This is a genomic window from Microcoleus sp. S13_B4 (assembly GCF_036700885.1).
In the GTDB taxonomy this organism is placed as follows: Bacteria; Cyanobacteriota; Cyanobacteriia; order Cyanobacteriales; family Microcoleaceae; genus Microcoleus.
Window position 1 is genome coordinate 25,298 of the sequence record NZ_JAUBPU010000016.1, and the last position, 22,675, is coordinate 47,972.

General features: G+C 46.4%; 19 protein-coding genes. 10 read left to right on the forward strand and 9 right to left on the reverse strand.

The features are described from left to right. Positions 1-93 precede the first annotated feature (93 nt). From QT994_RS11910 to QT994_RS11920, 3 genes are all read right to left on the reverse strand, one after another. On the reverse strand, positions 94-1,425 hold the full coding sequence (locus QT994_RS11910; protein ID WP_333174668.1) for a response regulator: 1,332 nt from the start codon (positions 1,423-1,425) through the stop codon (positions 94-96). Continuing rightward, on the reverse strand, positions 1,418-4,186 hold the full coding sequence (locus tag QT994_RS11915; RefSeq protein ID WP_333174670.1) for an ATP-binding protein: 2,769 nt from the start codon (positions 4,184-4,186) through the stop codon (positions 1,418-1,420). Before QT994_RS11915 ends, QT994_RS11910 begins: the two co-directional genes overlap by 8 nt. A gap of 628 nt (positions 4,187-4,814) precedes the next feature. Then, positions 4,815-5,438, reverse strand: coding sequence for a Uma2 family endonuclease (locus QT994_RS11920; RefSeq protein WP_333174672.1), 624 nt, complete (start codon positions 5,436-5,438; stop codon positions 4,815-4,817). A 145-nt stretch (positions 5,439-5,583) separates the two neighbouring features. On the opposite strand from QT994_RS11920, the gene QT994_RS11925 reads away from it, so the two are divergent. The 3 genes from QT994_RS11925 (at position 5,584) to QT994_RS11935 (ending at position 8,090) form a co-directional block, all read left to right on the forward strand. Beyond that, positions 5,584-6,153, forward strand: a complete 570-nt coding sequence (locus QT994_RS11925) for an HD domain-containing protein (protein WP_333174786.1) — start codon at positions 5,584-5,586, stop codon at positions 6,151-6,153. A 50-nt stretch (positions 6,154-6,203) separates the two neighbouring features. Then, entirely contained in the window at positions 6,204-7,337 is a 1,134-nt protein-coding gene (locus QT994_RS11930) for an ABC transporter ATP-binding protein (protein ID WP_333174674.1), read from the forward strand. Positions 7,338-7,685: 348 nt separating this feature from the next. Beyond that, complete coding sequence (locus QT994_RS11935) at positions 7,686-8,090, forward strand: hypothetical protein (protein WP_333174677.1); 405 nt, start codon at positions 7,686-7,688, stop codon at positions 8,088-8,090. 74 nt (positions 8,091-8,164) lie between these two features. Here the strand turns inward: QT994_RS11935 and QT994_RS11940 are convergent, their stop codons facing one another. The 3 genes from QT994_RS11940 to rbfA form a co-directional block, all read right to left on the reverse strand. Next, on the reverse strand, positions 8,165-8,395 hold the full coding sequence (locus tag QT994_RS11940) for a DUF4327 family protein (RefSeq protein ID WP_242719673.1): 231 nt from the start codon (positions 8,393-8,395) through the stop codon (positions 8,165-8,167). 362 nt (positions 8,396-8,757) lie between these two features. After that, entirely contained in the window at positions 8,758-10,401 is a 1,644-nt protein-coding gene (locus tag QT994_RS11945; RefSeq protein WP_333174680.1) for a glycoside hydrolase family 3 N-terminal domain-containing protein, read from the reverse strand. Positions 10,402-10,476: 75 nt separating this feature from the next. Then, positions 10,477-10,935, reverse strand: coding sequence for a 30S ribosome-binding factor RbfA (rbfA, locus tag QT994_RS11950; protein ID WP_333174683.1), 459 nt, complete (start codon positions 10,933-10,935; stop codon positions 10,477-10,479). 542 nt (positions 10,936-11,477) lie between these two features. On the opposite strand from rbfA, the gene sipA reads away from it, so the two are divergent. Further along, positions 11,478-11,699: a regulatory protein SipA gene (gene sipA, locus QT994_RS11955; RefSeq protein ID WP_333045729.1), complete on the forward strand. Its 222-nt coding sequence runs from the start codon at positions 11,478-11,480 to the stop codon at positions 11,697-11,699. Between the two features lie 134 nt (positions 11,700-11,833). On the opposite strand, the gene QT994_RS11960 is transcribed toward sipA, so the two are convergent. Beyond that, positions 11,834-15,199 carry an EAL domain-containing protein gene (locus QT994_RS11960; protein WP_333174685.1) on the reverse strand — a complete coding sequence of 1,122 codons (3,366 nt, stop codon included), beginning with the start codon at positions 15,197-15,199 and terminating at the stop codon, positions 11,834-11,836. Between the two features lie 530 nt (positions 15,200-15,729). Between QT994_RS11960 and QT994_RS11965 the strand changes: the two genes are divergently transcribed. Continuing rightward, on the forward strand, positions 15,730-16,170 hold the full coding sequence (locus QT994_RS11965; protein WP_333174688.1) for a pentapeptide repeat-containing protein: 441 nt from the start codon (positions 15,730-15,732) through the stop codon (positions 16,168-16,170). 152 nt (positions 16,171-16,322) lie between these two features. On the opposite strand, the gene crtH is transcribed toward QT994_RS11965, so the two are convergent. Continuing rightward, positions 16,323-17,867 carry a carotenoid isomerase gene (gene crtH, locus QT994_RS11970; RefSeq protein ID WP_333174691.1) on the reverse strand — a complete coding sequence of 515 codons (1,545 nt, stop codon included), beginning with the start codon at positions 17,865-17,867 and terminating at the stop codon, positions 16,323-16,325. Between crtH and QT994_RS11975 the strand changes: the two genes are divergently transcribed. The 4 genes from QT994_RS11975 (at position 17,791) to QT994_RS11990 (ending at position 20,081) form a co-directional block, all read left to right on the forward strand. Continuing rightward, positions 17,791-18,138 (forward strand): hypothetical protein, encoded by a 348-nt coding sequence (locus QT994_RS11975; RefSeq protein WP_333174789.1) that lies wholly within the window; start codon positions 17,791-17,793, stop codon positions 18,136-18,138. The genes crtH and QT994_RS11975 overlap by 77 nt on opposite strands. A gap of 244 nt (positions 18,139-18,382) precedes the next feature. Then, positions 18,383-19,033, forward strand: coding sequence for a uracil phosphoribosyltransferase (upp, locus tag QT994_RS11980; protein ID WP_006635025.1), 651 nt, complete (start codon positions 18,383-18,385; stop codon positions 19,031-19,033). Between the two features lie 225 nt (positions 19,034-19,258). Beyond that, positions 19,259-19,726 (forward strand): TMEM165/GDT1 family protein, encoded by a 468-nt coding sequence (locus tag QT994_RS11985; RefSeq protein WP_333174693.1) that lies wholly within the window; start codon positions 19,259-19,261, stop codon positions 19,724-19,726. A 61-nt stretch (positions 19,727-19,787) separates the two neighbouring features. Continuing rightward, a complete protein-coding gene (locus QT994_RS11990; RefSeq protein WP_006635027.1) occupies positions 19,788-20,081 on the forward strand; it encodes a TMEM165/GDT1 family protein in 294 nt (97 codons plus the stop codon). A gap of 436 nt (positions 20,082-20,517) precedes the next feature. On the opposite strand, the gene QT994_RS11995 is transcribed toward QT994_RS11990, so the two are convergent. After that, entirely contained in the window at positions 20,518-21,024 is a 507-nt protein-coding gene (locus QT994_RS11995; protein WP_333174696.1) for a hypothetical protein, read from the reverse strand. A gap of 322 nt (positions 21,025-21,346) precedes the next feature. On the opposite strand from QT994_RS11995, the gene QT994_RS12000 reads away from it, so the two are divergent. After that, entirely contained in the window at positions 21,347-22,597 is a 1,251-nt protein-coding gene (locus tag QT994_RS12000) for an MFS transporter (RefSeq protein ID WP_333174698.1), read from the forward strand. Positions 22,598-22,675 lie beyond the last annotated feature (78 nt).

Below are 22,675 nucleotides of genomic sequence, written 5' to 3' on the forward strand. Positions count from 1 at the left end.
GGTTTACCGTTTTTTGCACCGCGTACTACTATATCAATAGTTTGGAAGGTTTGAAGAGGCGATTAATCATGTTTCTGCTGCTGCAACGATTTGTTATGCTGCGTCAACGCAGATCGTTGCCTGAATGTCTTTTACAGCGAGCTCCTTCACGGGAATTGAAATCACAAATTCTGTACCTTGACCTAAAGTTGAGTTGACTTCTAGAGTTCCAGAGTGTTTCTGGACTACGATTTGACGGGCGATCGCCAATCCTAGCCCTGTTCCTTGCCCCACGCCTTTGGTGGTAAACAGATGCTCAAAGATTTTTGGCTTCACCGCATCCGTAATGCCAATCCCATTATCCTGAATTCGGATCACTGCCTGAGATTCCGACAATTGCGTCTTGACAGTAATCTGGTTGGGGTTGGCTTTGATCTGAGCAAAACTGCGTCCTTGATTTGATTCCTCAAGGGCATCGATCGCATTTGCCAGCAGATTCATAAATACCTGATTCAACTGTCCGGCAAAGCATTCTACCTGTGGCAGATCGCCATAGTCTGTGATGACTTGAATTTCCGGGCGAGATTCGTTGGCTTTGAGGCGATGCTTGAGAATCAAGATCGTGCTGTCAATGCCGTCGTGGATATTGTAATGAATGGGGCGATCGCAATCCGAACGCGAGAAAGTTCTTAAACTGGTGCTAATGGTGCGAATGCGATCGACTCCTTCTTGCATCGAATCGATCAACTTGGGTAAATCTTCTTGTAAATATTCCAAATCTATTTCCTCCACGACTGCCTGTAGTGAGGCACTTGGATAAGGGAGTTCTTTTTGGTATAGCTCAATTAGTTGAAAGAGGTCTTTAATGTAGTCCTGAGCAGGTTTCAGATTGCCAGCAAGAAAGCAAAGCGGGTTATTAATTTCGTGCGCGACACCCGCGACTAAATTGCCCAAAGCAGACATCTTTTCGGTGTGGATCAGATAAAGCTGAGACTGTTGCAGTTGTGTAAGTGTGGCTTCTAAATCAGCCGTTTGCTCAGCTACACGCTGTTCGAGATTTTTAGTTAACTGCCGTAGCTGCAAATGAGTTTTCACCCGTGCTAGCATCTCCTTTTCTTGAAAGGGTTTGGTGATGTAGTCCACCGCACCCAGGACAAATCCTTTCTCCTTACTGTCGGCATCGGAGAGAGCAGTCATAAAAATGATGGGAATACTGGCTGTTTTCGGATCGGCCTTCAGACGTTTGCAGGTTTCAAAGCCGTCAATTCCTGGCATTTGAACATCGAGCAAGATCAGATCGGGAGGATAAACTTGGACTCGCTTAAGAGCGCGATCGCCGTTGATTGCGGTTGCTACTTCGTACCCCGCATCACTTAAAGTTTCACAAACCACTTCTAAATTCGCAGGGGTATCATCCACCACCAGAATTAATTCAGGACTAGACATCGGCTTTCTTCTCTGTGAGGTGTTGTTGTAGCAACTCTTCAATTTCTTCGGCTTTAAATTGCTTGGCCAGTCGAATAATTTGTGAGGTAAAATCTGCGTAGCCAGGGTTAGAGCCAGCAATCTGCTCTGTGTGCGATCGTAGCCGTTTTAAGTTGCCTTTTTGTGCCATTTCTAGTAAGGTCTTTAACTCAACGGGGGAAGGAATAATACTCCCTTCTGGATTTTCTAATGCAGTCGTTGGAATGGATGAACCAGACTCGTTGGAGGCTGTAATTTCATATTTCCATTTTAATTCTAAATGAGTGGCTAAGAGGTTAAATAATTCACTGATTTCCACTGGCTTTGCTAAGAAATCATTTGCCCCTGCATCTAAACTCATCTGTCGATAGGCTTGTGATACTGATGCGGAAGAGACAATGATCTTCTGCGGTTGCAAATCCTTTGCACTGCGAATTTGTTTGAGCAGTTCAAAGCCATCCATAACTGGCATCGCCAAGTCTGTAATCAATAAGTCAGGTTGAGACTGTCGTATTTTTTCCAATCCTGCTTGTCCATTTTCTGCCTCAGTCAGTTGGAATCCGAGTGGCTCTAACAAGTTGACGAGAACGGCTCGGTTTTCCCAACGATCGTCTACCACCAGAATGCTGCGTCGTTGTCCTTCGTAACCAATAATTTGTTTTCCAGTTGTGATGGAGTTTTGCTCGGCCCAATCTGCGGCGATCGCCAGTTCCACCTCAAAAAAGAATTCACTGCCGACTCCCGGTTGGCTTTTAACTTGGATTTGTCCGTTCATAAGTTGGACAATCCTTTGGCTGATCGCCAATCCTAAACCCGTGCCCTCGGCTTGGCGCTGGCGATCGCCCACTTGTTCAAAAGCCTGGAAAATTTTATCCAAGTGCTCGGGCGCAATTCCTACGCCTGTATCTTCAATTTGAAATTTGACCCAGCGAGTGGAGGGATTGGGATTATTCTCAACTACCGCAACCTTGAGCGTGACCGAACCTTTGTCGGTGAATTTAATCGCATTTCCCACCAAGTTGAGTAACACCTGACGCAGCCGTTTTTCATCCGCAAAAATCCCTTCAGGCAACTGCGGATCGGGATTGTAAACAAAATCAATGCCTTTTTGGTCGGCACGAATGCGACAGATTTCAGCGACACCTTGGACGAATGAGGGAAAGTGAATTGCTTTAGGTGCGAGTTCTAGTTTGCCGGCTTCAATTTTGGACAAGTCCAACACATCGTTAATCAGCGTCAGCAAATGAGAACCGCACTGGTAAATGACTTCTACCCCATGACGTTCTTTTGCTGGCAACGCTTTGGATCGGTTGAGGATTTGAGCATAGCCCAGAATGCCGTTGAGGGGAGTGCGGAGTTCGTGGCTCATGTTGGCGAGAAATTCGCTTTTTGCTTGGTTCGCACTATCGGCTACCTGTTTTGCTTCTTTCAGTTCTGCGGTGCGTTCCTCAACCCGGCTTTCCAGTTGGACAAAGGAGGTTTTCAGTTGACCTGCCATCTGGTTAAAGGAATCTGCCAGGGATTCTAATTCACTAATGCCTTGCACCTGAAGTGTTTGATCCAACTGTCCGAAGCTAATCGCCTGACTGGCTTTTTGTAGCTGCAAAATCGGTGTGGTAATCCAACGCGAAGTAAAAAGGCCCAGTATAGTCGTCACCACCAAAGCCCCTAGACACAGCAAAATTGTGGTGCGAGTATTGGCATTGATTTGTGCCATAAAATCTGATTCAGGTACTACCACAACGCTCAACCAGTCAATACCGCGTTCGTCTCGAATGGCTGAAACTTGAACGAACTGACGCTGATTTGCCAGCATGAAATCAAGCTGTTGACTCTGTTGAATAGCCTTGAAGTTGCTCAACCGATCGAGGATGGCTTGCGCGGTGGTACGAATTACAACATTTTCAGACTTGACGGCAGGAATTTGTTGCAACTCCTCATTTTTAAGATCCAGAATGTAAGGCTGTTTGATCGTTGAACTGGCAATCAGATTGCCCGATCGATCTACGATAAACGTTTGTCCCGTTTGACCCACCTTCAACTCGCTCAGAAAACGATGAATTTTGTCCAGCCGAAAGGTACTTTTTTCCACCCCTAGTAACGTTCCATCGCTCTTGTAAATCGGCTGGGATAGAGCCATGGTAGCCGATTGATACGAACTGCTAACGTAGGGCACAGATGTCCAGGCTGGTTTTCCGGCTTTCTGTACAACTTGATACCAGGGTCGAGTCCGAGGGTCAAACTCTGCCTGAGTTTTGAGCAGTGCGACCCGTTGACCTTGATCGTCAAGTTTGTAGAATTGGCGTTGAGGTAGACGCGCTTTGTCACTGAGGCGAGAAACGATGCCGTCATTGATTGTTGTATCTAGGGCAATATTCGTGCCATCCTCTAAACCAATTTGCACGTCTTCGAGGGTATTTTGGCTGACTAAGCGCCACAACGTTCGTTCCAGTTTGGTGAAATTTGTTAAATCAAGCTGACCCTCTTGAGCCGCAGCTACGATCACTTGTCCGGCAACATAAGGTTTTTCCAAATAGTTTAGAACTTGCAGGTTGAGGCGATCGCTCATCTCTTTTCGTAACTGACTGGCAACATCATTGACTGCCTTCTGTCCATTCCGCAGGGAAATATATCCCGTTAGCCCAACTGCTACGAAGATTTGTAGTACAAACGGGACTATCAAGAGCGATCGCAGGGAAAGTTTGCGCTTAAGTTTAAATAGATTCAGGGATGAGTTTGGCATAGAAATGCTAGTGGCTTCTCTGGAAAATAGACTTGAGGAATTGCTAGCTTGATGTTCAATCCACCTTGATAGAGCTTTCAAGGCGCTTAAAGTCCTGGCTAGGCAGTGACGCTAATAATTAATCTCGTACCTCCAACCACCAGTCGCATTAGTAAGTTGCGAGTGGTTTTCTTTTGTTCACGGAAGTGCCACAATCGCTCAGTTGCTTGATCTGCCGTTGGTTGGTGGAGTGGCTGGGAGACTGCGATCGGCTTGGATCTGTTAGCAGACTGTTATTTTGAGTAGATCGGGCGATCGTTCTGGCTCAAATTTAAAGGCGATCGCACTCCACCAAAAATCTCTCAACCCCATTCCAATCGAAGACTACCGCTTACAGAAAATCGCAGATAAAGCCCATCGCTTCTAGTCGTGGGATGAATCTGCTGACCCTTTAGGGTCAGTCCTTTTCAGTCTACGCCGCAGTCCCCTAATCAGATGTTAACTGTATCAATACTTAAAAGTTACCTGTAGGTCGATCTTAAACTCGATTTGATCGTTCCCACATTCTCATTCAACCCAGTCTTAAGCTAAAGTTTCTCACCTGGAGTTTCTCTTTTTATGGTTTTAATAAATTATTTTAACAAATTCCTCAAGCCAACAATTCACTTACGGCTACGCTAAAACCTGCAAGCACACTTTGACTGTTAACAACTTCATGGGCATTAAACAACCGCCAGCTTTGCCCCCCATTGACAAATATTAATCTAGCTTCAGGAAACAGCAACCAAACTTCTAAACATCCAGATTCCAAATATTCCTGAGCTTTGGCAAATAACTCTTCGCCACTATCTTCGGGGGAAGCAACTTCCGCTATCAAAGGAAAACTTTGGGAAAATGCTGTAAAATTGCCTGATTGTGGCAGCAGTTCAGGAGTAATGTAAGCAACATCGGGACGGCGACCCTGTTTGCTAGTGCGGCAAAGGACTTCTGTAAGAACTTCTCCTCCCTGTCCGCTGGAATTTTTGTAATTTCTCCAGGAGGTAGATAATTTAGATTGAGCGAGACCGTGCTTGAATGTCATTCCTGTTTTCTCAACTAAGTTGCCGTCAACCCATTCCATTCTATCAGCAGGTCTGACTAAAAAATCTTCAAGAGATATGACTTTTTTAGTCTCAAATTCTGGCGGATTTTGTGCTGTGTTTTCTGATTTTTGCGGTAATTCTAGCTCTGAGTTCTGGTCGGCATTTTTGGGTATAATTATAGTAGCGGTCATGCTAGCAACCTCTCTTTAACGATTATAATTGTAGAAGCGATCGCTCTCGATCGCATCTTTATGATGTTATTGAACTTGGTAGATTTTGTCTTGTCAACTTAGCCCGACAATTTATATATCATAGCAATTAAGAAAGATGACTTTCATGATTCTCTCAAACCGTTTTTCTGAAGCCCTCACCTATGCCGCCGAATTGCACGCTACCCAACTTCGCAAAGGTTCGGGCGTTCCCTACATTGCCCATTTGTTGGGTACTGCTAGTATAGCTTTAGAATATGGGGCTTCGGAAGATGAGGCGATCGCAGCTTTGCTTCACGATGCGATCGAAGATCAAGGCGGCGCCACCACCCGCGAAGCCATCCGCCGCCGCTTTGGCGATACCGTCACAGCGATTGTAGACGGCTGTACCGACAGTGACGAGACGCCGAAACCCCCTTGGCGACAGCGAAAACAAGCTTATATCGATCGCATTTCTACAGCTTCTGGCTCAGTGAGATTAGTCTCGGCTGCTGATAAACTTTATAATGTTCGATCGATCCTGAAAGATCTCCGTCAATTAGGAGATACTGTTTGGGAACGCTTCAAAGGTGGCAAAGACGGTTCTCTCTGGTATTATCGTTCTTTAGTAGAAGCATTCCGCCAAGCTGAGTTAACGCCTATAGTTGAAGAATTAGACCGCACAGTTTTAGAATTGGAACAGTTTTCTGAAGGTTGAAGACTGAAGGTAAAAATCACTAATTATCACTTACCAATTACAGTCGCAAAATGGCAAATGTTCGCTTAGAAAATATTACCCGACGCTACCAAAACGTCACCGCGATCGAAAACATCAGCTTCAAAATCCCGGACGGGGAATTTTGGGTATTAGTCGGGCCATCCGGCTGCGGGAAATCCACAATTATGCGGACAATTGCAGGTTTAGAAACCGCAACTTCCGGCAATCTTTACATCGGAGATAATTTAGTTAACAACATTCCGGCGAGACAGCGCGATGTAGCAATGGTGTTTCAAAATTACGCGCTTTATCCGCACATGACTGTCGGGGAAAACCTGGCTTTTGGATTGCGGATGCGGAATGTTGATCCGACTAAAATTCAAGAACGAGTCGAAACAGTGGCCCGATCGCTCTCGATCGACCACCTCCTCAAGCGTAAGCCCAAACAGCTATCAGGCGGACAGCAGCAGCGGGTCGCACTCGGAAGGGCGATCGCCCGCGAACCGAAAGTATTCCTTTTAGATGAACCGCTTTCTAACCTCGATGCTCAACTGCGAGATGACACTAGAGCCGAACTCAAACAACTGCATCAACGGCTGGGAATTACCACAATTTACGTCACCCACGACCAAGTGGAAGCGATGACTTTAGCTGATAAGATTGTAGTCTTAAATGGGGGAAAAATTCAACAAATTGGAGAGCCGCAAAGCATTTATGCCAAACCCGCTAACCGCATGGTTGCCACATTTTTAGGCAATCCCGCCATGAACATTTTACCTGCAATTTATACTAACGAATCCTTTCAATTAGGAAATCAATCTTTAGTCTGTCCGCCGTCGATTCAGAAAAAATTGCAGCCTAGAGAAGGACAAGGATTTGATTTGGGCATCCGTCCAGAAAATATAGAAATGTTTACGCCACAAAACGCAGAAGAAGATGATTTGAAAACCGATGTTTGGGCATTAGAAAAAGTACCTCTTGATGTAGAGGTAAAAGTAGTGGAACCTCTGGGGCGAGAAACTTTAATCCGAGCGAGTTTGCCTTCGTTGAACGCTGAAACTACTTTACAGGTGCAAGTACCTGCGAGTGTTCGCTTGCGATCGGGCGATCGACTGACGGTACAGCTTGACTTCGATCGATTATTTATCTTTGACCCCTCCACCGGTGAGGCGCTATATCCTTAACTGGATGGAACAGGACTTACGCACGGTTGGGCAGCAACCAGGTTTTTTTTAGTCGCAGTGCGTAAGTCCTGTTTAATCTCAAATATCAAATATACTGAGCCTTCCAGTGGGAATGTCTCGATTCGTAGTTACAAAAATTTACACTTGACATTTATTAATTTACGAAGTAATGATACGATTAGTATGAACACAACGGAAAAACGTCCCCCCAAAAGCTGATCTTTCCTGACTCGGGGCGATAACGACCCACAACGCAAGCATCTTCCCGTTAAGAAGCGGCTTTACGCCCCGACTTGGGAGCAACTAGCGAACCCAAAACTGAGAAAAACGTTTTAGCGGCATTTTTAGATGAATCCCGACAACCTGCCTCAAATGCTGCAAACAGGATTTCACCTGACTTTAGGTGCAACTTCCTTTTTAATTGAGACATTGCAAGATCCTCTGAAGCGAGAAGAAAATCTTGACAAACTGAAGTCAGATTTGGGTCAGCTAGCCGATGAGCTGGTGGAAAAAGGAGAAATGACCGATCGAGAAGCCCGGAATTTTGTAGATACTATTTTCTCTCAACCGGGCGATCGGGAGAATGCCGAGAGCGAATCTGTCTCGCCCAAGCAGTCAGATGCAACGACTGATGCTCCTCCCGAGTCGGTTGTACAGCCTAACGTAAAGCTAGAGATTCAAGAATTAACTGCAGACATGGCAGCGCTGAGGATAGAGTTGGAAAATTTGCGTGTCAAAAATTCCCAGCATTAAAGAATCAAGAGTCTTTAATATAGCCGGAGTTTACTTGCAAAGTGATTTGCAAACTTATTTAAAAGAACCAAACTTTAGTCATTGTCCCAGTTTTCAGAACCGATCAGGTCGGCGATGCGATCGCGCAGCAAGAAGTCGCATTTTTCTAATTCGCACTCTACACAGGCCCATTCACGGGGCGGAATAAATTGGCAGAGCGTATATATGGGCTGCTGGCGGCTGAGTACGCCCTCGTGCACGAGGTGACGGGCTTCATCCTGGATGACATCTAAAGAGTATTGGATTTTGATAGTGGACTGAATCATAATGCGCCCTCAAGGTTTTAGTAAAAAAAAAATTATGGCCCTGGTAATAATATAGTCCAAAATTCCGGATATGTAAGTTAAATTTTGTCAGTATACAGGTATACAATTTCTGGCGGTCAATTGAAAATTCTTATAGGAATGATTAGTAAGTGATTGGATTTGTCTTGGGATTTTGGCCGCCACTTTTCCTGGCTAGCAGACCCATCTGCTGCAAAGCTCAATTCAGAATTGAGGAAGCCGCGCCCGATTCCCGGTTTCTGGATGCTTCGTTGCCAAAGGCAAAATTATTTCTTGCCAGAAACCGGGTTGATGAATTTAAGTCCTGACGCAGCAGCAAAAAAAAGATTTAGGAGTCCGGCTGTTCAAGAATTGCCCGTGGCGTCAATTCCAAACAGCACTTCTAGAGCAAGAGATTGGGCTACCGGCATCTGCCCGAAACAAAATACATAAGGAATACTCGGAGGCAAGTGGGGCAAAAATTGCTCTAAAACGTAGGGACTTCCGTAAATTAGGACAGCTTGCAGTTCTCCCGTCTTTAATAATTTCTTAAACAAATCTTGAGCTGCTTGGGTCAAACCCGCACTGCCTCGGAAGCAATTGCCGCGAATAAAAATTTGCAGCAGTGTCGGAGAAAAACGCTCTGCACCTGCATTATCCGCGATCGCGCCTGTGCGATCGTCAATCAGTTGCAATTCGTAACCAAACTGTTCGGGAAGCGCGATCGCCGGAGTGTGGTTTCCCAAAAACTCGCACCCCAAAACATCATCTACAACAATCAAATTCCGCAAAAGCTGGTTTTCTGGGGGCTTTGGAACCTGCAAAGGTAGATTTCCCCCAAATTTCAAAGAATCTCGCAAAATATCAGCCGCAGTTGCCCTTGCCTGGGGATTTGCCAGCAAACTTAAGTCGATCGAGTCGAGCGATTCTAGATTCTTGCTCCCCCCTTTAGCAAGGGGGGGTTGGGGGGGGTCAGAAATCGACAAACCCACCTTTATTTTCGCTTTCCAAATTCGCTTGACAGATTCCTGAATTTGTGAGATGGGAATACGCCCTTGAGTGACAGCTTCGCAGACCGCCTGAATCGCCCCTTCCGGGTCAAGCGGCATCAGCAAAACATCAGCACCAGCCTCAGCCGCCAAAACTGCTGCTTCATTAGCGCCGTACTTATTGGCGATCGCACCCATCACCAAAGCATCCGTCACGATCAAACCTTCAAATCCCAACTCTTCTCGCAGCTTCCCGATCAAAATTTTGCGAGAAAGAGTAGCAGGAAACTCGGCATCCCAAGCCGGAATCAGCAAGTGAGCACTCATCACAGCATCCGCCCCAGCGGCGATCGCCTCAACAAAAGGAGGCAACTCAACCTGGGCCAATCTCGCTGGCGAATGTGGCAAAACCGGCAATTCCAAGTGAGAATCAACCGCCGTGTCTCCGTGGCCGGGAAAATGCTTAGCTGTAGTCAAAACCGGGTGATCACCTGCACCTCGAATAAAAGCAGCGGCCAATTTGCCGACAATTTCCGGTGTCTCGCCAAAAGCGCGGACGTTAATTACGGGATTGTCGGGATTGTTGTTCACATCAACGACTGGTGCGAGAATCCAATTTAGACCGATCGCCCTAGCTTCAATCGCAGTGACAGCGCCCATTTCTTCAGCATATCGATCGGCTTTACCTGCATCGTGCCGCGCAATTTCAGCAATTGCCATCGGCGGCCCGAACCAAGTCGCCCCCGCGAACCGCTGGCCGACACCTTCCTCAATATCAGCCGCCAGCAGCAGCGGAAACTTAGCCCAAGACTGCAATTGGTGCGATCGAACTGCCAACTCCGCAGCACTTCCCCCGACCAATATCACCCCACCGACGCCCAAATTTTCCAGATAATAGCGGAGTTTGCTGGCAGTTGGTTCCCATTCGGGATAGCAAATTTGGTGGTCGAACAAGCAGCCGGAAGCGCGCACCACGAACATCTGGGCCACCAGTTCTGGTAAGGAAAGATTGTCAATCATGGGAAATTAGGAATTGTTGACTGTTGACTGTTGACTGTTGACTGTTGACTTTGGGCTGTTGACTACCTTCAGACACTAATCCTCGTCTGCTTCTAAATCATCATCATCATCATCATCATCATCATCATCATCATTTTCATTGCCATCGGCCATTTCTTCGTCATCAAACATACCTGGTTTGCGATCGGCAGAAAGCTGATTCAGCAGTATCAACATTTTATCGCCCCGTTCCAAAGAACGGTCTTCGAGAAATATCACTTCCGGTGTCCGGCGCAGTTGCACCCGTTGACCCAACTGGTTGCGGACGTAGCTAGTAGCAGATTTCAAGCCCTCCATAGTCTCGGCTTTTGCCTCATCAGTACCGTAGATGCTGACAAAAATTTTTGTATGCTGAAGGTCTCCCGAAACAATTACGTCGGTAACGCTAACCATACCAGCACCTACACGGTCGTCCTTGATTCCATTCAGCAACATCAGGCTGACTTCCCGTTTAATCATTGAAGCTACACGCTCAATGCGACGATTTGTAGCCATAACACCTACTCCTCTATTTTCCTAATCAGCCATTTTCATCCCGATTGACAATTGTAGCGCGATCGGTCAGGGGTGTTACGGGCGATCGTCCGAGTTAGGGGTGAGATACAGCTTAGAGGCAAAAAAAGGTTCGATTGCCTATAGGTGAATATATAGCTAATCTAGAGAGGTAGAGTGAGATACAGCTTAGAGGAAAAAAAATGTTTGATTGGATTGTCAAAACCGTAGGCGATGCTTCAGGGGTAACTAACCAGCTAAAGATAGCTGAATGGGCCCGATTGAACAGGACTAACCCTTTCGATATGGGAGCCAAAAACTACCAACGATGTCTTCATGACTTAGGGTTAGGGGGAAAATATCATGAACTTGAATATAACAACGAAGATGGCAGCCTAAAATATCAATAATTTTGCCGCTAATTTCCTTAATTACGCTTCATAATTACCCTTTTTTTTATCCATCCCTAATCTATTAATCAATCAAACAGAAACATTCCTTGTTAAAATTCCTTTATCGCCGTGTTTTTTGAGGGAATAAAGCTCATGGAAAAAGATTTCACTGTCGGTCAAAAAGTCCGAGTTGTGGCGATGCCGCCTTACGTCAAAACTGCCGAACCGATGCCGATGCTGCGGCCTGCGAATGTAATTGCGATCGGCGCTGAAGGTGTTGTGATCGATCGGCGTCCCGGCAATTATTGGGGAATTCGCTTTGAAAAAGGTGCCTTTTTGTTAGACAGTCAGTACATTGAAGCTGCTATCAGTTGACAGTTGACAGTTTTCATTGGGCAGTGAGCAGTGGACAGTGGGCAGTTGTCATTGGGAATTGGGAATTGGGCAATTCTCCCTCTTCCCTCTTCCTTCTTCCCTCTTCCTTCTTCCTTCTTCCTTGTGTCAACTCTTCAACAAGCCAGCTTAGCTTCAAAAGCCAAAGAATCAACAGGAAACTCCCCCAAAAATCCCTCTAAAATAGGAGATGTGAAGTTACAAGGTTGAGGCTTTCCCAAATGATAACCTTGAGCGTAATCTACCCCAAGTTCATTTAGTTTATCCATAATTGTTTGATTTTCCACATACTCGGCAATAGTTTTAATTCCCATGACATGAGCAATTTTGGTAATAGCTTCTACCATTGCAATATCAATAGGATTGTCGGCAATATTCTTAATAAAATTGCCATCAATTTTGAGATAATCAACTGGTAAGCTTTTCAGATAAGCAAAGGAAGACATCCCGCTGCCGAAGTCGTCCAAGGCAAACTGGCAGCCTAGTTCCTTGAGTTGCCAAATCAAGCTGGCTGCCTTGCTGAGATTACCGATCGCCACGGTTTCGGTAATTTCAAAACAAATTATTTGCGGCGGTATTTGATGAATGGAAAACTGTTCCTGAATAAACTCGATAAACTTTTCTTCGTTGAGGCTGTCCCCAGAAAGGTTGATTGAATAAAGGTTGGGATATTTGCCAAACGACGATTGCAGATCAGACAAAAGAGAGCAAGCAGGGAAGGTAACTATTTTATCGCTGTCTACCTCGGGGTTTTGGACTAATAAATTGGCCGTGAAAAGTTTAGATAAATTGCTAAATAAAGTACGAATCACCCAGCGGTCGATCGCGTGCATCAAGTTGTAGCGTTCTGCCGCCGGAATAAACGCCATCGGCGACACCACCTGACCAGTTTCAAGCTGGAGGCGCAGCAGGATTTCGCAGTGGGTTCCGGTGGTTGGAGAGTTGAGCAAAGGTACGATCGGCTGAGAGTACAAGCAAAAGCGATTCTCTTCTAAAGCTTGATTAATTTGCACCACCCACTGCGTTTCGCCGTGCTGTTTAATTAATTCTTGATCGCCGGCTTGATAAACCTGCACCCGGTTGCGACCTTTATTTTTAGCAGCGTAGCAGGCCATATCGACCGCGCTCAAAATCGCAGATGTCGATGCTGTTTTGGGATTGATTGCTACCAAACCGATACTAACGCCGATCGAAAAAGTTTTGTCCTGCCACGCAAAGCGGAATCCCTGAATGCTTCGCAGCAGCGTTTCGGCAACATTCAATCCTCGTTCGACGGGACGGTTATACAGGAGTACGGCAAATTCATCGCCACCCAGACGTGCCAAAATATCGGTTTTGGGAATATGGCTTTTAAATAGCTGGCTGACTTGGCGCAGCAGTTCGTCCCCTGCAGCATGACCGCAGGTGTCGTTAACTATTTTGAAGCGATCAAGATCCAGGTAAAGCATCACGTGTTCTTGCCCGTAACCTTGAGCGCCGTGTAGGGCGTGCTCTAACTGGTACTCAAATTCCCGGCGGTTGACTAATTGCGTTAGGGGGTCATGAGTTGCCTGCCAGGTGAGTTGTCGCGCTTGAGTTCGCACTTGCGTGACATCTCGGAACACGACGACGGCCCCGACAATTTCGCCGCTGCTAGCGTGGATGGGGGCGACGCAGTGGTCGATCGCAAATTCGCTGTTGTTGTGGGCAATCAGCAAATTGTTGCGCCCTTGGTCAACAATCCGACCTTCGGACAAAGCGATTTCGGCGATATGTTCGATCGGCAGCCGGCTAGTTTCGTCAACTATTCTCAGCACGCTGGCGAGGGGCAAACCCTTAGCTTCCAATGTAGACCAACCCGTGAGTGTTTCGGCAACTGGATTCAGGGTCGAAATGCAGCCGTCGGCGTCAGTAGTGATGACGCCATCGCCGATCGATTGTAGAGTAACCTGAGCGAGTTCTTTTTCTTCAAAAAATGCTTGTTCCATGCGCTTGCGATCAGTAATATCTCGCTGCACCGACACCCAGTGGGTAACGTTCCCGGAGGTGTCGGCAATGGGTACGCTGTTGAGTTCCACCCAATATGTTGAACCGTCTTTGCGGTAGTTAATCAATTCTAGGCGTAGGGGTTCTCGGCGAGAGAAAGTACGGCGAATTTTAGCGACTTGGGTGGGGTCGCTTTCTGGGCCCCGCAAGCAACTGGGGGTTTGTCCGATGATTTCTTCGGGTAGGTAGCCCGTCATTTGGGTAAAAGCTTCGTTGGCATAGATGATGCTGGGGTCGGAGATATCGCTGTCTCCCGCATCCATAATCACAATTGCGTCGTTAGCGTTCACTACAGCAGATTCTAAAAGGTGGAGCCTGGCCTCGGCCCGCACGCGGGTAGCAATTTCCCTTTCTAGTCTGGCGTTAGTCAAGCTGAGGGATGCGATCGCTTGTTGCAATTCCCTAGTCCTTTCTGCCACTGAATCGTGCAGAACATCGATCGCCCCGGACATTTCCATCGGGTCAAGTACGCGAAGTATGTTGGTTTGAGTAACTATTCCCAGGAGTTCTCCCTGTTCCCCCGTTACTACTAACCTGCGGACTAAACGCTGGTGCATTTCCTGATGAGCTACCCACAGCGAGTCTTCTTGCTTGAGGCTAAATAAGGGGGTACTCATCACAGTTTGGGCGATCGTTTTCGACAAATCTATATCTAAAGCTTGAAATTCGACAATATCCCGTTCTGTGACTATACCTACTGGAATGGGGAACGGTAAATTTCTCGATAATTCTGTTGATTCGGTAATTACTACGCAGCTAACGCGGTGCTGCGCCATCAACTCGGCTAAACTCCTAACTGACGCAAAGCGAGGTGCTTGAATGACTTGTGCGGTCATTACTTCTTTCACGCGGCGCATTTTTAAGATATTTGCCGGTTTCAGCATGGCTTGGCGAATGCTTTCCGGGGTAATTACTCCTAAGAGTTGACCTTCACTATCCAATATTGGTAAATGCTTAGTTCTTCGTTGCCCCAGCAGAATTAGGGCGCTGAAAATGTCTTGAGTCTCGGATTTTGTGAGAGTTGCAGCAGGCTGCCTCATTACTTCTGCAATGGTGATACCTTTTAAGTTTTTGCCCGAGGCAATCAAATCGACAAGATCCCTTTCTGTGAAGATTCCTTGCAATTGAGAATGTGGAGCAGAGTGGGAGGATAATTTTTCTAGGGATTCTTCCACTACAAAGACACAGATACCTGTCGCGTCTCTAAATGCGCTTGAGGTGGGGGGATTTGCCATTTCTGTTAGTGGCTGATAGATATCGGTTGGTGGAATGTCTGGGTTTAGAGAGCAAGTTCCGCGCCGTTGACCCATCAGGGTAATTACTTCTGCTAGTGGGGTATCGGGTGCAACTGTCAAGGGGTAGCGGTCAATTACTTGAGCTAAGGTTGGGAGATACTTGGATGAATCGTTTTTGAGCATATTTAATTGAGTTTTGCGATCGCGTGGACTCTGCGACATTCTAAAAAAGTGCTGCTTTCCAAGCACTAGGTGGATTTTTACGGCGCTGCTGAAACCTAATTAAAATTTATTGTTAAAAATGCAGCCGAGATTGGACTGGGGATCAAGCCAGTGACTGCTTTTCCTCTACCTATAAAGGTATAAGCTTATCTTTATTTTAAATTAATTTTTCAGTCTCGTGACACTTTTATTAAAAACAAAGTATTTTATGGAAACTTTTTGCGATAGGATCATCCCTAAAATCATCCCTCGTATTGCGAATCATCTCCATCTTCAGAAAGACGCATCGGTTGGCTATATTAGCTAACCTAGAAAAGGTTACTACAAAAAGGCACTGTATTAAATTCGGCAGTGTTAAGTTTTGCGAAATTATGTTTTGCGAGCTTGTCGAGACCATCTATGCGTTGTTGAGGGCAATCGATATCACAGCCCATCTGTGAATTAGATCGCAGCTTCCGAAAACAACCGTGGTAAGATTGTAGATATCAAGACAAGAAGTTAAATACAGAGTCAGGTGAGGAAAAGGGATTATGAAACGCAATCTATTAGCCGCTACTTTTTTAATTACTCCCCTACTGTTGGCCGGCCCGGCTCGCGCTGAAAATCCCGCTCACGTCAAACAGTTATTGTCAACGGGGCAATGTTTTAAGTGCGACTTGTCAGGAGCTGATTTAACGGGAGCTCATTTAATTGGTGCTGATTTGAGAGAAGCAAATTTACGAGGAGCAAACCTATCTAGTGCCAACCTCGAAGGTGCTGACTTGACAGGTGCTAACTTGACGAGTGCTAACTTGACCCAAGTTTTCCTGACTAATGCCAGTTTAAATGACGCAGACCTCGATCGGGCAAATCTGACCGCGGCCATCATTAACACCGCTGACGTATCCGGCGCATCAATGGAAGATATGACCATCACTAATGCGAAAATCTACAATACCCAAATCGGCGTCGGCGGCAGCTACGACCAGTAAACTCATTAAAAGAATGGAAAACACCAATTTTGAGGTTAAAAACCCGGTTTCTGGAGAGAAACCGGGTTTTTAGTCTTTTTGTAGGCTGCCCCGAAGACTCACATTTTATGTCGTATTTCAAGCGAACAATCTGACGCACCCTACTACGACCGCTAAAAACCCAAATCAACCGCAATTCGGTGCGCGCAAGCAAACCCAGAAAATGCCACCGCATTTAAACCCTGTCCGGGAAACGTACTGTCGCCCACACAATACAAACCAGGCAGAGAAGTTCGATTAAACGGCATTCCCAGCAAACCCATTAGCTTCTGTCGCGGAATCGGCCCGTAAGTTCCGTCTTCGCGCCCCAAAAAGCGGCGGTGAGAGCGCGCTGTCCCAACTTCCATATAATCCAAACCGGCATCTAAACCGGGAAAAATCTTTTCTAATCTTTCAATAATTCTCCCTGCCGCCTCTTCCTTTTTCTCCTCGTATTCCTGCTGCGAAAGTCCTTCCCACTGTTCCATCCAACTCGAAGTAAAAGCGTGAACGATGTGATATCCTGCGGGAGCTAAATCCGGGTCGAGCACGGTCGGAATTGACACCAACACAGTCCCCTCCGGCGCTTCCATTTTGTCCCAATCTTCTAACAAAATGTGGTGGCAGGCACTACCTGCAGGGATTACGCTTGCTTCCACCCCCAAATGCAAACTCAAGAAACTGGGGGCTTTTTGATAGCGCTGCTGCCACTTCTTCTCGCTAGCGGGCATCTCTTCTGCGGGCAGCAATTTCTCAAAAGTATCCCAGCGCGTGGCGTTAGAAACGATGCGCTTTGCGCGGTAAACTTCGCCGGTTGCTAGCTCGACTCCGACAGCGCGGCCGTTTTCTGTAATAATTTTTTTCGCCTTAGCTTTGTATTGAATTTTCCCGCCGCATTTTTCTAATCCTTCTACTAATTTTTGGGCGATTTGACCGACTCCGCCTTTGGGATAATTTATGCCACCGTAATGTCTGTCAGAAAATACCATTCCGGCGTTAATCATCGGCGTCAAGTCGGCAGGTACTACAGACCAGTAGTAGCATTCCATGTCGATAAATTTCAGCAAAGTAGGGTCTTTGATGTAGCGCCGTGCAATGTCCCCAGTATTTTGAGGCAAATATTTTACCAATCCCAAACAGGCTAAGGGATTCTGAAAAAAGACTCGGACTAGATATCCGGGTTCTTCTAGGGATAGCAATTCCATCCCGTTGAGGCAGTTAAAGACGTTCCAGCATTCGCCGTAAAATTTGTGGATTCCTTGGCGTTCGTGAGGGAATCTGTCAGTTAATTCTTGCAAGTATTTGTCATAAGCCTGGGGAACTTCAAGTTCCAAGCCGCTTGGTAAGTGATAGTGAAGCTGTACGGGGTCGGGAATCGTTTCTAAGGTGACGTTGACTGCTTTCAGGGCGCGGGTGAGGAGGTTGGTGGTGCCACGCTGTCCGAAACCAAAAATCATGGAGGCCCCGACATCAAATCTGTAGCCTTCTCTATCGAAATATCCAGCGCTACCCCCCGGAATTGTATAGCTTTCGAGCACTAAAACTTTGGCTTTCTTAGCGGCTAGCTGGGTGGCTGTCACGAGTCCGCCAATGCCGGAACCGATGACAATCACATCAAACTCTTGCTGTGTATGGCGGGAGTTGGGAGAAAATAATTGGGATTGGGTAGGAGCTGACATTCGGTTAAAAATCTTAATAATTTCTATAATATTACAGTCGATCGCTCTAGAAGGAAGAAGGAAGAAGGAAGAAGGAGGAAGAAGGAAGAAGGAAGAAGGAAGAAGGAAGAAGGAAGAAGGAACAAAAATAAACTATTTCCAATGCCCGATGCCCGATGCCCGATGCCCGATGCCCTCTCTGCTCCATGCCCGATGCCTAATGCCCCAGCTAAAAAAAAAAATGCGGGAACAGTCTACCATTGCCGACTGCCCCCGTCTGCCGATCCTTTGAGAGGAGAACACTAAAAATCACTATAGTCTTATTGCTAATTAATGTCAATACTATTGGTAAAATATTTCAATAAGCTGATGGAGGTTGATCGGCGAATGGGGTCTAACTCAATCTCTGGCTTGTATGCGCCCTCAAGGATGTGATAAGTTGCACAGAGCGATCGATCGCCCGTTGGCGAAGCCCTCGAAGAGGAGCGACCGCACCGCATAAAATCCTCAAACCTAGCAATCTCCCCAATTTCCTAATGTCCCTGCAACTGCGCGTTTACGTTCCCCCGCATCCATTAATTAAACACTGGCTGGCTGTTGCCCGCGACGCCGCCACGCCCTCGGTACTTTTTCGTTCTGCGATGACAGAATTGGGAAGGTGGCTGGCTTACGAGGCAATTCGAGAATGGCTGCCGACAGTGGAAACAACGGTGCAGACCCCTGTGGGCGAATGTCCGGCGACTTTTATCAACCCGGAAGCTCCGTTAGTTGTAGTACCGATTTTGCGGGCGGGTTTGGCACTGCTCGAAGGAATTCAGACGGTTGTACCGCTGGCTTCGGTTTACCACCTCGGCATGGCAAGAAATGAGGAGACGCTGCAACCGACTTGTTATTTGAACAAATTGCCGGCGCAGTTTAACCCGGAAACGCGGGTGATAATTAGCGAGCCGATGCTGGCTACGGGCGGCACGATTATAGCGACAATGCAGGAATTGACGAAGCGGGGAATTGACCCGAGCTTGATTCGGATTATCTCTGTGGTGGCTGCTCCTCCGGCTTTGAAGAGGCTGAGTGCAGAGTACCCGAGTTTGATGATTTACACGGCAACGATCGACGAAATAGTCAACGAACAGGGCTTTATTGTACCTGGTTTGGGAGATGCGGGCGATCGAACTTACGGCACATGAACAAGTCAGTCAGTCAATTTTAGATTTTAGATTTTAGATTTTAGATTGACTCGACAGATAAATCTGGGGGCTTCTATCGATATTGGGGTGCGGTAAGTTGTTCCAGGAATCAGTTGCTGAAAGCTCGGGGGAAAAAGATGACCCTGGTTTGGTAAAAGCAGGCACAGAGAAAGTTAGAATCAAAAGTACAAGTCAAAAATAAATAGCTTTTAGCACTCATTGCCCGTGAAACTTGATTCTGTTCCGCCAAGCTTGTCTGCTTCTGACTCAGTAAACCCCAATTACGATTTGCCACAACAGGTACAACTACAAATAAAAGAGGCTTCTGAAAGTTATGCTCCTTTAACCCCGGAGCCCTCTGAACTATCAGGGAGTGGAAATCCCGATATTTGTCAGGAAAAAAACAAACTGAAGCCCAAGCACTGGGCAATTTTTGCCTCGACTTTTGCAACTATTTTTTTGGCTGAAATTGGAGACAAAACTCAGCTCGCAATCTTGCTGATGACGGCTGAATCTCGAAATCCTTGGATCGTTTTTGCGGGTGCGGGTTCGGCTTTGATAGCAACCAGTTTGCTGGGGGTGTTGCTGGGAAGGTGGCTGGCTAGTCGGATTGCTCCGAGAACTTTGGAGAGAGCAGCCGGAGTGATTTTACTGGCGATTTCGGCGGTTCTGCTGTGGGAAGTGCTGGGTTAATTGTCTGCCTTGTCGGTAAGTCCTAGATTTCTACAATAGCTAACTAAGAACTAAAAAAAACATGGACTGGCAACTTTTGGGAATTAGTTTTATTACAGTGTTTTTGTCAGAATTGGGAGACAAAAGTCAATTAGCTGTGATCGCCTTGGGCAGTAGTTGTAACTCGCCGCGGGCTGTATTTTTCGGCACCGCGTCGGCGCTGCTGCTGGCGAGTTTAATCGGTGTGGCGATCGGCTTCAGCACGGCTGAGGTGTTGCCGGAACGACTGGTAAAGGGACTCGCGGCGATCGGATTTGCGGTGATGGGCTTGCGCTTGCTGTGGCCGAAAGCAGATTTGCCAGAAGCATCCGAGTAGGGCTTGCTGTCGGTAGATTTTAGATTTTAGATTTTAGATTTACTCCACAGATGAATGTAGGAAGTTGATCAAGAGTCTAAATTTTTTATCTTTCCACAACAGGAGTCGTTCACAAGTATCTGTTTTTGGGCGGGTCAGGAAACTGGACAGTATAGTTATATCAAATCTGTTAGCATCGGAATTATTCCTATCTCTCTTCTCGACCTCTGCGTGAATTAGCGTCAATCCCTTGTCATCTGCGGTTAACATATTCTCTTTTTTTTACCGCAGATGAGGGCAGATAAACACAGATTAACGCCGATGAATACAGAATGGCTGCAATTCAAGCATCGTTTTCGATAGCTAAAATTTAAAAAATTAGCGGGGGGCGTGAATTCACGCCCCCCGCTGCTGGTTGAGTTTTTTTTCTCAACTCCACCTCTGAGTATTGTGTCGATTAAACTTGGTTTTGGTAGCACCAGCCGAGCAGCGTACCGGCGACAGCCAACTTCAGGGCTTCCAATCCCAAATAGCCTTGGTGCAGTAGATTCATCCCGGCGGGCACTTCTGCTGCGGAATCGAACAGATTTAGGTGCATTCCCAAGGCGCTCATTTGGGGTGTCAGGGCGTAGGTGTCAATCAGGGCGATCGCCAGAAGTACCAATGATAATAAGATTGCTGTGCGGCTGCGCTTGCCGAAGTCACCGACTAAATTGCTCAAAACCATCACACCCGTTGCCACCAGGCCCGAACAGATTAACTCAACGCGGTTGAATCCCCAGAACATTAAATTCCCCGCCGTTGCAAACTCGGGAGATGTCGTCATGCCAGATATGTAGAGACTGGGCATAATTACTAGATCCAAAATCAGGCTACCGCTGAGCCAGAAAATTAGAGACACCATGACAATTGCTTGCCAGCGCGGTTTGATTGATTCCACTCTTGATGTTGTAATAGCTGTCATATAATTAGACCCTCTAAAATTTTCTTCTGCCTTTTCTAGAGTTTAACTAACTTTTTTCTAAAATTCTGTTAAGTATTTTTAAATTAATGGTAACTTTTGTGTAACATACCCTGAAGAATTGTTAAGCTCACTTATGTTTGTCATCACTGCCGTTAACTAATACTAATTCGGAAAAAGTACGGAATAAATTAATAATTACTCACAGGACTTATGCACTGCGACCAAAGATATCTGTTTTTGACCGGGATTAAAAGCCTTAACGTATTTCTTTCATAAAAAACCAGGTTTTTGCGTCCAGAAATAACTCCTAATTTAACTGTATATGCCTAAATTTCAATTATCATCTTGGTTGCCCCGTCTCCCCCCTCAAGTCTGGATTCTAGCCGCCGGCAGATTCCTCTCCCAAAGCGGCACCGGTTTTACTTTATTTTACGCGCCGATATTTTTTGTCGATCGCGTGGGTTTATCTGCTACTGCTGTTGGGATTGGTTTGGGTAGTGGTTCAGTTTCGGGCATATTTGGTCGAATTTTGGGCGGTTCTTTTTGCGATTCTAAATTTTGGGGAAGGCGGCGAACTTTATTGCTGGCGGCAGTTATTTGTGCTGTGGCTTCTTTTGTACTGGCGGCGACTAATGATTTCGTTGGCTTAATTGCGGGCAATTTACTGATGGGTTTTGGTGTGGGTTTGTATTGGCCTCCAACCGAGACGATGGTGGCGGATTTAACGGAGGGTGAACAACGACAGGAGGCTTTTGCTTTGACGCGACTTGCTGATAATTTGGGTTTGCAAATTGGGATTATTTTAGGTGGTTTGTTGATTGAGTTAACGGGAAATTATCGCTCGCTCTTTATTATTGATGGTATCTCGTTTTTAGTGCTGTTTGCGGTGGTGGCGATCGCGATCGCCGAAACCTACAAACCAGCTAATTCAGCCGATATAGGCAAAAAAAGTCTAAAAAATGGCTGGATGGTGGCGCTCAGCGATCGCAGTCTTCTAGTTTATGCTTTAGTAAATACTCTGTTCACATTATATATTTCCCAAATCCAAACCACAATGCCGCTGTACTTTAGCAAGTTTGTCGCGGTGGGGACGGGAACAGGTTTTTCTACTGGTACAATTACCGTTTTGTTTGCTTTTAGCACGTTTTTAACTGTGGCTTTGCAACTGCCGGTTGTTAAAGCTTTGAGGCGGTTTTCCCACTCGAAAGCTTTGATGATTTCGGCGCTGCTGTGGGGAATGGGATTTATCGCGATCGGCTTGACGGGAATGGCTGCAACTGGCCATCTATTTTTAGCTGTTTTAGGCTTGAGCTTTTTGTCGGTTGCGACTGTTGCTTATACGCCTTTTGCTTCGGCTTTGGTGGTGGATTTAGCCCCAGAGTCTTTGCGGGGCGTGTATTTGGCGGTTAATTCTCAGTGTTGGGCGATCGGCTATTTAATCGGGCCGCCGCTGGGCGGTTTGGCTTTGGATAGAGGTAAATGGGCGGCCGATAATTTTTGGTTGGGCTTGGCTGTTAGTGTGATTGCGGCTGTGGTTATTTTGCAAAAGCTCGATCGAATGTTAAAAAAATAATTGCTAAAATACAACTTTTGTGATACTTTAACCCACCCGATAGATAAATAACTAACTCGCAAAAAATGCCTAGCGGCC

Bases quoted from the DNA above. Each gene is read 5' to 3' on its own strand.
- QT994_RS11910 (WP_333174668.1), bottom strand. From the start codon at position 1,425: ATGTCTAGTCCTGAATTAATTCTGGTGGTGGATGATACCCCTGCGAAT.
- QT994_RS11915 (WP_333174670.1), bottom strand. From the start codon at position 4,186: ATGCCAAACTCATCCCTGAATCTATTTAAACTTAAGCGCAAACTTTCC.
- QT994_RS11920 (WP_333174672.1), bottom strand. From the start codon at position 5,438: ATGACCGCTACTATAATTATACCCAAAAATGCCGACCAGAACTCAGAG.
- QT994_RS11925 (WP_333174786.1), top strand. From the start codon at position 5,584: ATGATTCTCTCAAACCGTTTTTCTGAAGCCCTCACCTATGCCGCCGAA.
- QT994_RS11930 (WP_333174674.1), top strand. From the start codon at position 6,204: ATGGCAAATGTTCGCTTAGAAAATATTACCCGACGCTACCAAAACGTC.
- QT994_RS11935 (WP_333174677.1), top strand. From the start codon at position 7,686: ATGAATCCCGACAACCTGCCTCAAATGCTGCAAACAGGATTTCACCTG.
- QT994_RS11940 (WP_242719673.1), bottom strand. From the start codon at position 8,395: ATGATTCAGTCCACTATCAAAATCCAATACTCTTTAGATGTCATCCAG.
- QT994_RS11945 (WP_333174680.1), bottom strand. From the start codon at position 10,401: ATGATTGACAATCTTTCCTTACCAGAACTGGTGGCCCAGATGTTCGTG.
- rbfA (WP_333174683.1), bottom strand. From the start codon at position 10,935: ATGGCTACAAATCGTCGCATTGAGCGTGTAGCTTCAATGATTAAACGG.
- sipA (WP_333045729.1), top strand. From the start codon at position 11,478: ATGGAAAAAGATTTCACTGTCGGTCAAAAAGTCCGAGTTGTGGCGATG.
- QT994_RS11960 (WP_333174685.1), bottom strand. From the start codon at position 15,199: ATGTCGCAGAGTCCACGCGATCGCAAAACTCAATTAAATATGCTCAAA.
- QT994_RS11965 (WP_333174688.1), top strand. From the start codon at position 15,730: ATGAAACGCAATCTATTAGCCGCTACTTTTTTAATTACTCCCCTACTG.
- QT994_RS11975 (WP_333174789.1), top strand. From the start codon at position 17,791: ATGACAATCACATCAAACTCTTGCTGTGTATGGCGGGAGTTGGGAGAA.
- crtH (WP_333174691.1), bottom strand. From the start codon at position 17,867: ATGTCAGCTCCTACCCAATCCCAATTATTTTCTCCCAACTCCCGCCAT.
- upp (WP_006635025.1), top strand. From the start codon at position 18,383: ATGTCCCTGCAACTGCGCGTTTACGTTCCCCCGCATCCATTAATTAAA.
- QT994_RS11990 (WP_006635027.1), top strand. From the start codon at position 19,788: ATGGACTGGCAACTTTTGGGAATTAGTTTTATTACAGTGTTTTTGTCA.
- QT994_RS11995 (WP_333174696.1), bottom strand. From the start codon at position 21,024: ATGACAGCTATTACAACATCAAGAGTGGAATCAATCAAACCGCGCTGG.
- QT994_RS12000 (WP_333174698.1), top strand. From the start codon at position 21,347: ATGCCTAAATTTCAATTATCATCTTGGTTGCCCCGTCTCCCCCCTCAA.